13 protein-coding genes are annotated in these 13851 nt (G+C 73.0%); 11 read left to right on the top strand and 2 right to left on the bottom strand.

What is annotated here, in order from left to right; translation table 11 throughout:
• Window positions 1–39 precede the first annotated feature (39 nt).
• From ACH5AO_RS09020 to ACH5AO_RS09050, 7 genes are all read left to right on the top strand, one after another.
• Complete coding sequence (locus ACH5AO_RS09020; RefSeq protein WP_398923304.1) at window positions 40–360, top strand: PAAR domain-containing protein; 321 nt, start codon at window positions 40–42, stop codon at window positions 358–360.
• Window positions 357–779, top strand: a complete 423-nt coding sequence (locus tag ACH5AO_RS09025) for a GPW/gp25 family protein (RefSeq protein WP_030229539.1) — start codon at window positions 357–359, stop codon at window positions 777–779. The genes ACH5AO_RS09020 and ACH5AO_RS09025 overlap by 4 nt, the downstream gene beginning before the upstream one ends.
• A complete protein-coding gene (locus ACH5AO_RS09030; RefSeq protein ID WP_398923306.1) occupies window positions 779–2740 on the top strand; it encodes a putative baseplate assembly protein in 1962 nt (653 codons plus the stop codon). Before ACH5AO_RS09025 ends, ACH5AO_RS09030 begins: the two co-directional genes overlap by 1 nt.
• On the top strand, window positions 2737–3300 hold the full coding sequence (locus ACH5AO_RS09035; RefSeq protein WP_398923308.1) for a phage tail protein: 564 nt from the start codon (window positions 2737–2739) through the stop codon (window positions 3298–3300). The genes ACH5AO_RS09030 and ACH5AO_RS09035 overlap by 4 nt, the downstream gene beginning before the upstream one ends.
• Before the next feature lie 603 nt (window positions 3301–3903).
• Window positions 3904–5220: an NADase-type glycan-binding domain-containing protein gene (locus ACH5AO_RS09040; RefSeq protein ID WP_398923310.1), complete on the top strand. Its 1317-nt coding sequence runs from the start codon at window positions 3904–3906 to the stop codon at window positions 5218–5220.
• Between the two features lie 373 nt (window positions 5221–5593).
• Entirely contained in the window at window positions 5594–6268 is a 675-nt protein-coding gene (locus ACH5AO_RS09045) for an RNA polymerase sigma factor (protein ID WP_398923312.1), read from the top strand.
• Complete coding sequence (locus ACH5AO_RS09050; protein WP_398923314.1) at window positions 6268–7389, top strand: hypothetical protein; 1122 nt, start codon at window positions 6268–6270, stop codon at window positions 7387–7389. The genes ACH5AO_RS09045 and ACH5AO_RS09050 overlap by 1 nt, the downstream gene beginning before the upstream one ends.
• 206 nt (window positions 7390–7595) lie before the next feature.
• On the opposite strand, the gene ACH5AO_RS09055 is transcribed toward ACH5AO_RS09050, so the two are convergent.
• Window positions 7596–8465: a L,D-transpeptidase family protein gene (locus ACH5AO_RS09055; RefSeq protein ID WP_398923316.1), complete on the bottom strand. Its 870-nt coding sequence runs from the start codon at window positions 8463–8465 to the stop codon at window positions 7596–7598.
• 297 nt (window positions 8466–8762) lie between these two features.
• Between ACH5AO_RS09055 and ACH5AO_RS09060 the strand changes: the two genes are divergently transcribed.
• The 3 genes from ACH5AO_RS09060 to leuE all read left to right on the top strand — a co-directional run bounded on the left by ACH5AO_RS09060 (window position 8763) and on the right by leuE (window position 11722).
• Window positions 8763–10361: a methylmalonyl-CoA mutase gene (locus ACH5AO_RS09060; protein ID WP_398923318.1), complete on the top strand. Its 1599-nt coding sequence runs from the start codon at window positions 8763–8765 to the stop codon at window positions 10359–10361.
• Window positions 10362–10453: 92 nt separating this feature from the next.
• Window positions 10454–11029, top strand: coding sequence for a Uma2 family endonuclease (locus tag ACH5AO_RS09065; protein ID WP_398923320.1), 576 nt, complete (start codon window positions 10454–10456; stop codon window positions 11027–11029).
• A 42-nt stretch (window positions 11030–11071) separates the two neighbouring features.
• Window positions 11072–11722 carry a leucine efflux protein LeuE gene (gene leuE / locus ACH5AO_RS09070; protein ID WP_398923322.1) on the top strand — a complete coding sequence of 217 codons (651 nt, stop codon included), beginning with the start codon at window positions 11072–11074 and terminating at the stop codon, window positions 11720–11722.
• Between the two features lie 3 nt (window positions 11723–11725).
• Here the strand turns inward: leuE and ACH5AO_RS09075 are convergent, their stop codons facing one another.
• The gene (locus ACH5AO_RS09075) at window positions 11726–13129 is read right to left on the bottom strand and encodes an FAD-dependent oxidoreductase (RefSeq protein WP_398923324.1); all 1404 of its coding nucleotides are present in this window, start codon (window positions 13127–13129) and stop codon (window positions 11726–11728) included.
• Between the two features lie 71 nt (window positions 13130–13200).
• On the opposite strand from ACH5AO_RS09075, the gene ACH5AO_RS09080 reads away from it, so the two are divergent.
• Complete coding sequence (locus ACH5AO_RS09080) at window positions 13201–13851, top strand: TetR/AcrR family transcriptional regulator (RefSeq protein WP_398923326.1); 651 nt, start codon at window positions 13201–13203, stop codon at window positions 13849–13851.

Here is a 13851-nt window from a genome sequence, read left to right on the forward strand (position 1 = left end):
GCCCGACGCCCCCTTCCGACATCCTCCGAGGAGAGCCGCATGCCAGCCGCAGCCCGCACCGGTGACCCCACCGACCACGGCGGCCGGATCACCACCCCGCCGCCCGCCGCCGCGCGGTCGGTGGCGACCGTCCTGATCGGCGGCCGCCCCGCCGCCGTCGTGGGCAGCCTGCACGTCTGCGTGATGCCCCAGCACGCGGTCATGGGGCCCGCCAACGTGATCATGCCCAACCCGGCGGGGCTCGCCTCGGGACAGGTCCTCATCGGCGGGCTGCCGGCCGCGCGGGCGCGCGACCGGACGACGTGCGGCGCGACGGTCCTGCCCGGCGCCCTGAACGTCGTGATCGGCGGTGCGGTGTGAGCGAGCGGTTCATCGGCCGCGGCTGGGGGTTCCCGCTGCGGGTCGGACCCACCGGCGGGATCGCCCTGGTCGAACGGGAACGGGAGATCGAGGAGGCGATCCGGCTGGTGCTCGGCACCGCGCCCGGCGAGCGCCCCATGCGCCCGGAGTTCGGCTGCGGCATCCACGACTACGTCTTCGCCCCCGGCGACGGCGCCACCGCCGGACGCATCGCGCAGCAGGTGCGCGAGGCCCTGGAACGGTGGGAGCCGCGGATCGCCGTGGACGACGTGGTCGTCGCCTTCGACGCGGTCGAGGACGGCACCCTCTACATCGACGTGCACTACACCCTGCGATCCACCAACGACCGGCGCAACCTGGTCTTTCCCTTCTACACGATCCCCTCCGAGGAGGGGGCCGAGGAAGCGGGCGCGGACTGATGGCCCTGCCCTCCCCGAACCTGGACGACCGGCGGTTCCAGCAACTCGTCGACGAGGCCAAGCGGTACGTGCAGCAGCGCGCCCCGGAGTGGACCGACCACAACGTCTCCGACCCGGGCGTCACCCTGATCGAGACGTTCGCCTACCTCGTGGACCAGCTGCTGTACCGGCTGAACCGGGTCCCGGACAAGAACTACACCGCCTTCCTCGACCTGCTGGGCATCGGCCTGTTCCCGCCGACGGCCGCCTCCGCCGACGTCGACTTCTGGCTCTCGGCGCCGCAGCCCGACACGGTCGCGCTGCCCCCGGGCACCGAGGTGACCACGGCGCGCGGCGAGGCGGACGAACCCGTGGTCTTCACCACCACCGACGAACTGCGCATCCTGCCCAGCGAGTTGATCCGCCTGGTCACCGCGCCGAAGACGGGTGAGCAGAGCGACCGGACCGGCATGCTCGCCGACGGCCTCGACATCCCCTGCTTCCAGACGAGGCCCGAGCCCGGCGACGCGCTGCTGTTCGGCCTGCCGACGGCGGTGCCGCGCTGCATCGTCGCGGTCCGCCTGGACAGCCGGGTCGAGGGCATCGGCGTGGACCCGCGCCAGCCCCCGCTGGTGTGGGAGGCCTGGGACGGCGGTGGCTGGCAGCCGTGCGAGACCGGCGACGACACCACCGGCGGCCTGAACCGGCCCGGCGAGGTCATCGTGTACGTACCGGCCGGGCACACGGCGTCGGTGATCGGCGGCACCCGGGCCGGCTGGCTGCGCTGCCGGGTCACCGAGGCGGAACCGGGCCAGCCGTTCTACTCGGAGTCCCCGACGGTGCGCGAGGCGGCGGTGTTCACCGTCGGCGGCACCATGTCCGTCGAGCACGCCGAGACCGTGACCGACGTGCCGCTCGGCACCTCGGAGGGCGTCGCCGGACAGACCTTCCGGCTCGGCCGCCCGCCGGTCCTCCTCGACGCCGGGCCGCCCGTGGTGGAGGTCTCCTCCGACGAGGGGTGGCAGCGCTGGGAGGTGGTGGAGCACTTCGGCCGCTCCGGACCCGCCGACCGGCACGTCCGGGTCGACGCCACCACCGGTGAGTTCCTCTTCCCCCCGGCGCTGCGCGAACCCGACGGCACGCTGCGGCAGTGCGGCGCGGTGCCGCCCAAGGGCGCCCGGATCCGGGTGGCCCGCTACCGCACCGGCGGCGGACCCGCGGGCAACGTGGCCCGCGGCGCGATCTCCGTCCTGCTCAGCTCCGTGCCGTACATCGCCCAGGTCGTCAACCGGGAGGCGGCGCGCGGCGGGGTGGCCGGGGAGACCGTCGAGAACGCCAGGCGGCGCGCCCCGGAGGCGCTGCGCATGCAGGACCGCGCGGTGACCGCCGAGGACTACGAGATCATCAGCCGCCAGGCCGCGCCCTCGGTGCGCCGGGTGCGCTGTCTGCCGGCCGCGGACGCGCCCGGCGCGGTACGGGTCCTGGTGGTGCCGGACGCGGTGGCCGACGAGGGCGACGACCGGCTGCGCTTCGAGCAGCTGATCCCCTCGGACCAGGTCCTCGCGGCGATCACCGCGAGCCTCGACGAACGGCGGCTGATCGGCACCCGGCTCGTGGTGGAGCCGCCGGTCTACCAGGGCGTCACCGTGGTGGCCCGGCTCTCCGCGGCCCCCGGTGACACCGACCGGGTCCGTGCCGCCGCCCTCGACGCGCTCTACGCCCACCTCAACCCGCTGGTCGGCGGCCCGGACGGCACCGGCTGGCCCTTCGGACGGCCCGTCCAGTACGGCGAGGTCTTCGGCGTGCTGCAACGCGCCGCCGGCAACGCGCTGGTCGAGGAGATCCGGCTGTTCCCCGCCGACCCCGTCACCGGCCGGCGCGGCGCCCCGACGGACCGCATCGACCTGTCCGCGGGCGCGCTGGTCTTCTCGTACCAGCACCAGGTGGTCGTGACGGCGGTCGGGGCGGAGGGCCGGGGATGAGCAGGGCCGCGATACCCGGCCTGCCGAGCAGGTACCCGATCGGCGGGCAACTGCCCGCGCTGTACGCCGACGACGACTTCGCGCAGCGGTTCACCGCCGGGCTCGACACCGTCCTCGCCCCGGTGTTCTCGACCCTCGACAACCTGCCCGCCTATCTCGACCCCCGGGTGGCGCCGGTCGACTTCCTGGTGTGGCTGGCGTCCTGGGTGGGGGCCGGGGACGACCCGCAGTGGCCGGTGGAGCGGCGCCGCGAGGCCGTCGTCCGCGCGGTGGAGCTGCACCGGTGGCGCGGCACCCGGCGCGGGCTGGTCGAGGCCCTGCGGCTGGCGCTCGGCGTGCACGCCGACGTGACCGGCGACGGCGGCGCGGTGTGGTCGCGCACCGCCAGCTCCGGCCTGCCGCCGGAGCCGGCCGCCGAGGCGCTGGTCCGGGTCTGGCCGGCCGGCGGCACACCGGTGGACGTGGACGGGGTCCACGAGATCGTCCGGACCATGTGTCCGGTGCACACGGCGTTCCGGGTGGAGGTCCTGTCCGGCCCGCCCGCCGAGGAAGGGAACTGACGCATGCGCGCATGTCCCGCGTGCGGGGCGTCCAACGGCCCCACGGACGACTTCTGCGGCAACTGCGGCACGTACCTGGGCTGGTCGGACACACCACCCACGACGAACCGCACCACGACGCCGCCGATACCGGAGGTTCCGGCGGCCACGGAGCCCGCGGACCCTCCGGCGGGTACGGACCGTCCGACCGCTCGTCCGGCTGCCGCGGAGCCTCCGGCGGGCCTGGACTCGGCCGTCCCGGAGCGGCCGGCCACTTCGACGGGTGCGGCCGCCTCGGCCGGTACAACCGCTTCGGCGGGTACGGGTCGTCCGACTGCTGGGGAGCCTTCGGCGGACCCGGAGCGGTCGGCCACCTCGGCGGGTACGGGTGGTTCGGCCGCTCGTCCGGTTGCCGAGAAGCCTTCGGCGGGCTCGGACTCTCCGGCCGTCCCGGAGCGACCGGCCACCTCGGCGGGTGCGGCCACCCCGGCGGGTACGGCTGCCTCGGCCGGTACAGCCGCCGCGGGTACGGACCGTCCGGCCGCTCGTCCGGCTGCCGGGGAGCCCGATGCGGACCCGGCCCCCACCGACCTCTCAGCGGCCGTCCCCGCGCTCCCCGCGTCCATGGACCCTCCGGCCGTCCCGGCGCCCCCGGCGCTCCCGGACGTCACCTCGACGGAGGCGTCCGCGGCGGCCCTCGCGGAGGGCGGGCCCCTGGCGGCCGCGCGTGCCCTCGGAGCGTCGCTGCGCTCCCGGCTCACGGGCCGTGCGCCTGACGGGGCGAGCCTCCCGGACATCCTGGCCGCTCCTGCGGACCTCTTGGCCGAGGCTGTCCCGGAAACCCCGGCCACGGATCCCGCGACCTCCCGCACCGACGCCGACGACAGGCCCGACGCCGACGCCGACGACGGAGCCGGCACCGGTCAGAGGTCCGGCACCGACGAAGGCCGCGCCCCCGCCGCGCCCACCGCTTCCCGCACGGGCTCCCCGGCTCCCGTTCCCGGTGAGGAGGCCACGGCCCCCTCGCCGGAGGCGCCCGCGGCCGCCGTTCCCCCCGTTTCCCCGACCGCTCCCCGGCCCCCCACCGCCCCGGCCTCCCCGACGGCTCCCCGCCCCCCGGCCGCGTCGCCCACCGACCGCGACTCCGACTCCGACCCCGCCCCCGTACGCCCCGTCCTCCCGGCGAAGCCGGTGGCCCCCCGTCCCGTCGTACGTCCCGCGGCGGCGGTGGAGGGTGACGTGGCGGGACGGCCGTGTCCCGCCTGCGGTACGCCCAACCCGCCCGAGCGCCGGTTCTGCCGGCGCTGCGCGGCCGAGTTGAGGCCCGCCGAGAAGCCCGCCCCGCTGCCGTGGTGGCGGACGGTGTGGCCGTTCCGGCGCCGGACGAGGGCGGGTTCGGGCTCGGCGTTCCGGTTCTTCGTGATCCTGGCCGTGGTGCTGGCGCTGTGCGCGGCCGGTTTCCTGCTGCTGCCCGCCGGACGGGCCCTGATCGAGGACACCCGGGACAAACTGGGCAAGGCCGCACCCGTGACCCCGGCGGACATCGAGGCGAGCGGCGCGGTGTCCGGGCATCCGGCCACGGACACCACGGACGGCCTGAACAACCACTACTGGGGCGCGCCCGGACCGGGCGCCTCGGTGACCTACACCTTCCGCAAGCCGTTCCGGCTGGTCGACCTGATCATCACCAACGGGGCGTCCGCGTCTCCCGAGGAGTACGCCCGCCAGGCACGCGCGCTCCAGGTGGACATGGAGGTGACGGCGGAGGACGGCACGAAGCACGACAAGGAGATCACCCTCAGCGACAAGCCGGGCCCGCAGACGATCCCCACCGGCATCAGCGACGTGAAGGCGATACGCCTGGTACTGCGTTCACCCGTTGGCCTGACTTCGGGACGTCATCTGGCCCTGGCGGAGGTGGAATTCTTCCAGCGGAGTTGACGAAGCGCCGTCCGTGGCCGGGCCCGTCTTCCCGGCGGGGGGAGAGGCCAAGGCAACGGCCGGGGCCGCCACCCCCCACAGGAGAGGCCCCGGCCGTCGCGCGGCACGGGCCGCGCGGCGACCCGTACTTCCTACAGCGCCATGAGTACGTTTTCTGTCACACCCGCCTGTGTCACGGGTTAGTTGCATCTTGGACGGATGTGGACGGGGAGAGGATTCAGGCCGTAACGTGCCTTTCGCGCCAGGCCACGACGGACACATGACCACGAACCGCCCGCGGCCTCGAGACCGCAACCACTGATCGAACAACCACGACGGCGAGAACCCGGTCCGCGAGAGCGGTGCCGGTTGAGGCGCAGAAGGGCGCGCGCGTGTGCTGGGGGACGACGCGGAGCTGACCGCCGCGGTGCGCGCGGCACAGGACGGGGACGAGACCGCGTTCCGGACTGTGTACCGCGCTGTGCACCCGAGGCTGCTGGGATACGTACGGACACTGGTCGGGGAGCCCGACGCCGAGGACGTGACGTCCGAGGCGTGGCTGCAGATAGCCCGCGACCTGGAGCGGTTCACCGGCGACGCGGACCGGTTCCGCGGCTGGGCCGCCCGCATCGCACGCAACCGCGCGCTGGACCACATACGCATGCGCGGACGCCGCCCCGCGATCGGCGGCGACGAGACCGAACTGACCGGGCGGGCCGCCGAGTCCGACACCGCCGGTGAGGCCATCGAGGCGCTGGCCACCGACGGCGCGTTCTCCCTCATATCCCGGCTGCCCCAGGACCAGGCCGAGGCCGTCGTCCTGCGCGTGGTCGTGGGCCTCGACGCCAAGTCCGCCGCCGAGACCCTGGGCAAACGACCGGGCGCCGTACGGACGGCCGCACACCGGGGGCTGAAGCGCCTGGCCGAGCTGATCGGTGGTGATCCGGAAGCCCGATCGGAATCCACCGGGGTGCTCGACGCCCTGCCTCCCCAGAGAGAACCACGCCGTCGTACGGTGACGTCCGCGGGTGTCGCGCAGACGCGAACGCGGACGCAGAAGGACATGTGATGGCCGACGAGCAGCACAGGTGGCTGGACCGCGGGACCGCGGAGCGTTTACTGAGCGGAGAGCCTCCGGAACCTGCCGACCCCGTCGCCCGTGACCAGGCCCGAAGGCTCGCCGGAACCCTGCGCGCGCTCTCCGCGCCGCCCCCCGCGGACGGTGCGGAACTCCCCGGAGAGGCGGCCGCCCTGGCCGCCTTCCGCGCGTCGCGCGAGGAACGGGAGAAGCGGGCCGAGACGGCCCACGACGCGGGCGAACCAGCCGGAACACGGTCCTCCGACATCGGGCCGATCCGTATCGGCGCCCCGCACGGTGATCGTTCCGGAATCGCGAACGGACTCCGGCGGGGGAGCCCCCGGTACCTCGGGCTGGCCGCCGCTCTGGTCGCCGGCATGGCCGGGGGCGCCGCGGTCCTGACCGGAACCGGAGTCCTGTCCCCGCCCGAAGGCTCCCGGTCCGACCCGGCGGCCTCCGTCACGCACCCCGAGCACCCGCCGGTGTCCCCTCCCTCCAAGGGCGGCGCACCGGGCGGAGGCACGCCCGGGAGCCGGCACTCCGAGAGCGCCGCCGGGGACGCCGCCGGGTCCCGCGCCTCGGAGGAGCCCGGTGCGGACACGGGGGACGCCGCGGCCCGCTCCGGCCGCGGCGGGAAGCAGATCGCCGCGGCCTGCCGCGCGTGGCGCGACGGCAAGGCGCTGAACGGCAAGCGCGAGCACCTCCTCGAGGACGCGGCGGGCGGCTCCTCCCGGGTCGGCCCGTACTGCGAGGACGTACTGTCCCCGCCGGACACGTCCGGTGCGTCGTCCGGTGCGTCGTCCGGCACGCCCGGCACCGACGCGGGAGCCCACAAGGGCAACGGCGACGGGAGAACCGGCGGCGAGAGCAAGGGCGGGGGCCAGGGTCAAGGGCAGGGCCAGGGCCAGAGTCAGGGCCAGGGTCAAGGCCAGAGCCAGAACCAGAACCAGAGCCAGGGCCAAGGCCAGGGCCAGAGTCAAAGCCAGGGCCAGGGCCAGGGCAACGGCGGCAGCAACGGCGACAACGGCAACAGCGCCAAGAAGAGCGACAACGGTGACGGTGAAAGCGGCACGAGGGGCAGCAACGGCACGGGCGGCGGGAAGAGCCCGTGACCGCCCCTGACCGGCTCTGACCTGCTTTCTTTGTTGACCGCTAAATTTTTTTCCGGCAGGTGTGACACTTTCGGCCCTCGTGACGCAGTAATGAGTGAGCCGACTGGTCATCGGCTGTCGCACGGAGCCGGGGTTCCCCCCGTACCCAGGGCTCGTGCATTCGGCGCGGGCGGGGCACGTTCCCCCGGTCCCGCCCGCGCCCCGTCTCACCAGTGCACGACGACCTTGTCCCCGTTCCGCACCTGCGCGTACAGCCGGGCGACGGCCGCCTCGTCCCGTACGTTGACGCAGCCGTGCGAGGCGCCGGCGTATCCCCGCGCGGCGAAGTCGGCCGAGAAGTGCACGGCCTGGCCACCGCTGAAGAACATGGCGTACGGCATGGGCGAGTCGTAGAGCGTGGACACGTGGTGCCGGGACTTCCAGTAGACCTGGAAGACACCCTCACGGGTCGGCGTGTACTCGGAACCGAAGCGCACCGGCATCGTCGACACCGTCCGCCCGTCGATCATCCAGCGCAGGGTGCGGCTCGACTTGCTGATGCACAGCGCGCGGCCGGTCCGGCAGCGCGGGTCGGGCGCGTCGGCCGGCTGACCACCCATCAGGTACAGCTCCCACTTGCCCGGTTCGCGCGTCATGCCGAGCAGCCGCTGCCAGGTGACGGAGTCGGTCACCCCGGTCATCGGCAGTCCGCGCTTGCCCTGGAAGCCCCGGACCGCCTTCACCGTCAGGTCGTCGTACGTCCCCGTCGGCCCGTGGAAGATCCAGGCGACCTGCCGCAGCCGGGCCTGGAGTTCGCGTATGTCGCGCCCGGAGTCACCGGGGGACCACAGCACGCGCGGTGCCGGGGCGCCGGGACGGGAGGACTCCCCGCCGCCGTCCGGAACCCGTGACGCCGGGGCCGGTGACTTCGGGGCCGGTGACTTCGGCGTCGGCGCGGAGGACGTCCGGCTCGGCACCTCGATGCGCACCGGCGGCCCGGACCTCCCGTCCGCCCCGGCCGGCCGCACCGTGCAACCGGCCGCACCCCCCGCGAGGACGGCCAGCGCCGCGAGACCCGCGATCCCTTTCCTCCCCATGCCCCTCCTCCGCCCACCGGCCGCCCGGCCGTCACCTGAGATGTTCCCCGGAAGTGACCACCGGCGAACAAGGGGGCATGGTGGTGAGTGACCGGAAGAGGACCGCCGCGGCGGTACTGTGAGCGGGGCCCCGCCGGGGCTGTGAGGAAGGTCCCAGCGTGCGCCCCTCCACCGGACCGCGCGCGCACCGCTACAGTCCGTCGAGGGGTCGACCCGTACCGACGAGTAACCGACGAGTGACCGACGGGTACCGGGCGACCGAGTCGAGCAACGCCGCTCAGCGGGAGGCATCACACCATGGCGCGCGAGTCGGGCAGTGCCCGATCCACCGAGAGTGGACTGCCCATCGAACCGGTCTACGGTCCGGAGGCCCTCGAGAACTGGGACCCGGCCGAGAAACTGGGTGAGCCGGGGGCGTACCCCTTCACCCGGGGCGTGTACCCGACCATGTACACGGGCCGGCCCTGGACGATGCGCCAGTACGCCGGTTTCGGCACGGCGACCGAGTCCAACGCCCGCTACCAGCAGCTCATCGCCAACGGCACGATGGGCCTGTCGGTCGCCTTCGACCTGCCCACCCAGATGGGCCACGACTCCGACGCCCCCATCGCGCACGGCGAGGTCGGCAAGGTGGGCGTCGCCATCGACTCGATCGACGACATGCGGGTGCTGTTCGACGGCATCCCGCTGGACAAGGTCTCCACGTCGATGACGATCAACGCCCCCGCCGCCCTGCTGCTCCTGCTGTACCAACTGGTCGCCGAGGAGCAGGGCGTTGCGGCCGACAGGCTCACCGGCACGATCCAGAACGACGTGCTGAAGGAGTACATCGCGCGGGGCACGTACATCTTCCCGCCCAAGCCCTCCCTCCGCCTGATCGCCGACATCTTCAAGTACTGCAAGGCCGAGATCCCGAAGTGGAACACGATCTCGATCTCCGGCTACCACATGGCCGAGGCGGGAGCCTCTCCCGCGCAGGAGATCGCCTTCACCCTCGCCGACGGCATCGAGTACGTCCGCACGGCCGTCGCGGCCGGCATGGACGTCGACGACTTCGCCCCGCGCCTGTCCTTCTTCTTCGTGGCCCGTACGACGATCCTGGAGGAGGTCGCCAAGTTCCGCGCGGCGCGCAGGATCTGGGCGCGGGTGATGAAGGAGGAGTTCGGCGCGAAGAACCCCAAGTCGCTGATGCTGCGCTTCCACACGCAGACGGCCGGGGTGCAGCTGACCGCCCAGCAGCCCGAGGTGAACCTGGTCCGCGTCGCCGTCCAGGGCCTGGCGGCCGTCCTCGGCGGCACCCAGTCGCTGCACACCAACTCCTTCGACGAGGCCATCGCGCTGCCGACCGACAAGTCCGCCCGCCTCGCCCTGCGCACCCAGCAGGTCCTCGCCCACGAGACGGACGTGACCGCGACCGTCGACCCCTTCGCCGGCTCCTACGTCGTCGAGAAGATGACCGACGACGTCGAGGCGGCGACGCTGGAACTGATGCAGAAGGTCGAGGACCTCGGCGGCGCGGTCAACGCCATCGAGCACGGCTTCCAGAAGAACGAGATCGAGCGCTCCGCCTACCGCATCGCCCAGGAGACCGACTCCGGCGAACGCGTCGTCGTCGGCGTCAACCGCTTCCAGCTCGACGCCGAGGAGCCCTACGAGCCGCTCCGCGTCGACCCCGCCATCGAGGCCCAGCAGGCCGAACGCCTGGCGAAACTCCGCGCGGAACGCGACCAGCAGGCGGTCGACTCGGCGCTGACCGCCCTGAAGAAGGCGGCGGAGGGCGAGGACAACGTCCTCTACCCGATGAAGGACGCCCTGAAGGCACGGGCGACGGTGGGCGAGGTGTGCAACGCGCTGCGGGAGGTGTGGGGTACTTACGTGCCGTCGGACGCCTTCTGACCTGGCCAGTTGCCCCGTATGAGTGATCACGGGCGGAAGCCGTCCGTCCCCGGTTACTCTCGTGGAGAGTGGACCCCGAAAAGGAGGACGCCATGGCCGTACTGCAGCAGGAGCTGACCCTGGGCGAGGCTGCCGACCAGCTCGCCCGTGCACTGCCTGGCCACCGCGTGGAGATTCTCCAGGGGAGGCTCACTGTGACACCGCCGCCGGACAGCTCGCACGGGATGTCGCTGACGAAGTTCTGCAGGGCGCTCGAGCGGGCCGGCATCGAGGGAAGCGGTGCGGACTGGATCCAGGGCGTGGGCCTGTGGCTTCCCGCGTTGCCGCAGGACTTCGCGATCCCTGACCTGTCCATCGTGGACGAGGACATTCACGACGCCCACGTCACGAAGAACTACTACTCTCCAAACGTCTTCCGCATGGTCGTCGAGGTCACGTCGTCGAACTGGTCCGACGACCTTGGCCCCAAAGTCGAGTGCTATGCCCAGGCCGGTATTCCGGCCTACCTGATCGTGGATCGCAAACACGACGAGGTCCTGCTCTACGCCGATCCGGCCGATGGCAAGTACCCCGACCCCCGGCGCTTCAAGCGGGGCCAGGACGTGACCGTGCCGGATTCGGTCGGCGTATCCGTCGAGATCCTGGCGGACACCCTTCTCGACGGCTGAAACACCGGAGCGGAGTGTCGAACCCCGTGCGACACTCCCCCCATGTTCGGCGTCATCGACCTCCCCACCTACCTGGCAGGACTGATCCTCATCGTCCTGCTGCCCGGCCCCAACTCCCTCTACGTCCTCTCCGTCGCCGCCCGTCGCGGTGTGCGCTCCGGATACACGGCCGCCGCCGGCGTCTGGTGCGGGGACACCGTGCTGATGACCCTCTCGGCCGCCGGGGTCGCCTCGCTGCTCCAGGCCAACGCCGTACTGTTCGGGATCGTGAAGTACGCGGGCGCCGGATATCTGACCTGGCTGGCCGTCGGAATGCTGCGGGCCGCGTGGGGGATGTGGCGGACGCGGCGGGACAAGGACGTGACCGAGGCCCCCGCCGCCGCCCCGCCCGGTGAGCGCCCGTTCCGCCGGGCCCTGGTCGTCAGCCTCCTCAACCCCAAGGCGATCCTGTTCTTCATCGCCTTCTTCGTGCAGTTCGTCGACCCGGCCTACGCCTACCCGGCGCTCTCCTTCGTCGTCCTCGGCGCCTTCGCCCAGATCGCCAGCGTGCTCTACCTCAGCGCGCTGATATTCGGCGGCACGAGGCTCGCCGCGGCCTTCCGCCGCCGCCGTCGCCTGTCGGCGGGGGCGACCTCGGCGGCCGGCGCCCTCTTCCTGGGCTTCGCGGCGAAGCTGTCGCTGGCGAGCGTGTAGCGGTCAGCACCCGCCGAACCGGGCCAGGTACTCCGGGAGCCCGGCCGGCGTGTCCCCGGCCCAGCCCACATGGCCGTCCGGGCGGACGAGGAACAGCCCTGCCCCGTACGTCTCGTGCGCCGGACCGCGCACCACCCGTACGGCGGCGGGCGGCTCGGGGGCGTCCGCGCCCAGCGCCAGCAACGTCCAGTGCGGCCCCCGGAACGCGTCGAAGAGCCGTACGCCGTCCACCGTGGCGTCCGGCGCCCGGTCGCCCGCGCGCACCGGGCCGGGCGCCGTCCGCGTCTCCGCGGTGAGCGTCGACGCGGGGTAGCCGAGGTCCAGTTGCCGGGTGGCCCCGCCCCGCCGGGTCTCCCCCCGGTGGACGCTGGTGGACAGGCCCAGCATCCGCGCGGCGACCGGGCGCCGCTCCTCCTCGTACGTGTCCAGCAGCGCCGCCGGGGCCCCGTCGCCCAGCACCGCGCCCAGCTTCCAGCCCAGGTTGTAGGCGTCCTGGACACTGGTGTTGAGGCCCTGGCCACCGGCCGGGGAGTGCACATGCGCCGCGTCGCCCGCGAGGAAGACCCGGCCCACCCGGAACCGGTCGGCGAGCGCGGCCCGCGGACGGAAGTCCGAGGCCCAGCGGACCTCCGTGACGTCCTCGGCGGCGAGGTGCGAGCGGGCGGCGACGACCCGCCGTACGCCCTCCAGGGAGAGGTCCACCTCCCTGCCCTCCGCGAACCGGGCGACCAGCTGGAAGTCCTCCGTCCCGGCCAGCGGGCAGATCGCCAGGAGGTCCTCGGCGCCCTCACCCTGCGGGAAGAAGTGCCAGTTGTCCCGGTCCAGGCCGGTGATCCGCACGTCCGCCACCAGCATGGGGAACGGATCCACCTCCTCCCCGGTCATGCCGACGCCCACCGCCCGGCGCACCACGGAACGGCCCCCGTCCGCCGCGACGAGGTACCGGGCGCGCACCGGCCCGCCGGAGGCGAAGCGCGCGGTCACCCCGTCCTCGTCCTGGACCACGCCGGTGACCTCCCGGCCGAAGGCGACCTTGCCGCCGAGCTCCTCCAGACGCTCCATCAGGATCCGCTGGGTGCGCCACTGCGGGACCATCCACGGCTCGTTGTACGGCGCGTCCTCGCTCGGCTCGGCCGGGTCGAACATGTGGTGCTCGCCGACCCGCTTCCCGCCGCGCCAGATCATCCCGGCCGGGTAGCCGCCGCCGGCCGCGTGGATCGCGTCCAGCACGCCCAGATCGTCGAAGACCTCCATGGTGCGCGGCTGGATCCCCTTGCCGCGCGAACCCGGGAACAGCCAACCCGCCCGCTCCACCACCAGCGCGGGAACCCCGCGCCGGGCCAGGTCGATGCCGAGGGCGAGGCCGGTCGGTCCGGCGCCCACGACCAGCACATCGGTGTCGCTCATGACCACTCTCCTTAACGTTGTTAAGTGGCGTGCGTCCAGAGCGTCTCCCTAACGGTGTTAAGTTGTCAAGCGTGAGCTCTGGACGACGCATCCCCCTGGACCGCCGACGGGTCGCCGACACGGCGCTGAGACTGCTGAACGAGGTCGGCCTGGACGGCCTGACGCTGCGCACGATCGCCAGGGAACTGGACGTCAAGGCGCCCGCCCTCTACTGGCACTTCAAGGACAAGCAGGCGCTGCTCGACGAGATGGCGACGGAGATGTACCGCCGGATGATCGCCCGGGACTCGCCCGACCCGGACGACACCTGGCAGGAGCGGCTGCTCAAGGCCAACCGGAACCTGCGCGCGACGCTGCTCGCCTACCGCGACGGCGCGAAGGTGTTCAGCGGCTCACGCTTCACCGGGATCGAGCACGCCGAGCAGATGGAGGACATGCTGCGGCTGCTCACCACGGCGGGCTTCACCCTCGCCCGGGCCACCCGCGCGTTCAACACGACCTACCTGTACACCCTCGGCTTCGTCACCGAGGAACAGGGCGTAGTTCCCCTGCCCGGGGAACGCCGGGAGGGCTTCGACCTGGAGGAACGCACCCGCATGATGGCCGCCTACCCCCTGGCGGCCCAGGCCGGCGGGGAACTCTTCGAGAACTACGACCGGAACTTCGAGGAGGGCCTCGCCCTGATCATCACGGGGATCGAGGCCCTCCACGGGGCGCGCTGA

Origin of the sequence: Streptomyces sp. NPDC018964 (assembly GCF_044390325.1) — a bacterium.
Lineage (GTDB): Bacteria > Actinomycetota > Actinomycetes > Streptomycetales > Streptomycetaceae > Streptomyces.

Excerpts from the sequence above, each read along its gene's own strand:
- ACH5AO_RS09020 (WP_398923304.1), top strand. The coding sequence starts at position 40 with ATGCCAGCCGCAGCCCGCACCGGTGACCCCACCGACCACGGCGGCCGG.
- ACH5AO_RS09030 (WP_398923306.1), top strand. The coding sequence starts at position 779 with ATGGCCCTGCCCTCCCCGAACCTGGACGACCGGCGGTTCCAGCAACTC.
- ACH5AO_RS09035 (WP_398923308.1), top strand. The coding sequence starts at position 2,737 with ATGAGCAGGGCCGCGATACCCGGCCTGCCGAGCAGGTACCCGATCGGC.
- ACH5AO_RS09040 (WP_398923310.1), top strand. The coding sequence starts at position 3,904 with ATGGACCCTCCGGCCGTCCCGGCGCCCCCGGCGCTCCCGGACGTCACC.
- ACH5AO_RS09050 (WP_398923314.1), top strand. The coding sequence starts at position 6,268 with ATGGCCGACGAGCAGCACAGGTGGCTGGACCGCGGGACCGCGGAGCGT.
- ACH5AO_RS09055 (WP_398923316.1), bottom strand. The coding sequence starts at position 8,465 with ATGGGGAGGAAAGGGATCGCGGGTCTCGCGGCGCTGGCCGTCCTCGCG.
- ACH5AO_RS09060 (WP_398923318.1), top strand. The coding sequence starts at position 8,763 with ATGGCGCGCGAGTCGGGCAGTGCCCGATCCACCGAGAGTGGACTGCCC.
- ACH5AO_RS09065 (WP_398923320.1), top strand. The coding sequence starts at position 10,454 with ATGGCCGTACTGCAGCAGGAGCTGACCCTGGGCGAGGCTGCCGACCAG.
- leuE (WP_398923322.1), top strand. The coding sequence starts at position 11,072 with ATGTTCGGCGTCATCGACCTCCCCACCTACCTGGCAGGACTGATCCTC.
- ACH5AO_RS09075 (WP_398923324.1), bottom strand. The coding sequence starts at position 13,129 with ATGAGCGACACCGATGTGCTGGTCGTGGGCGCCGGACCGACCGGCCTC.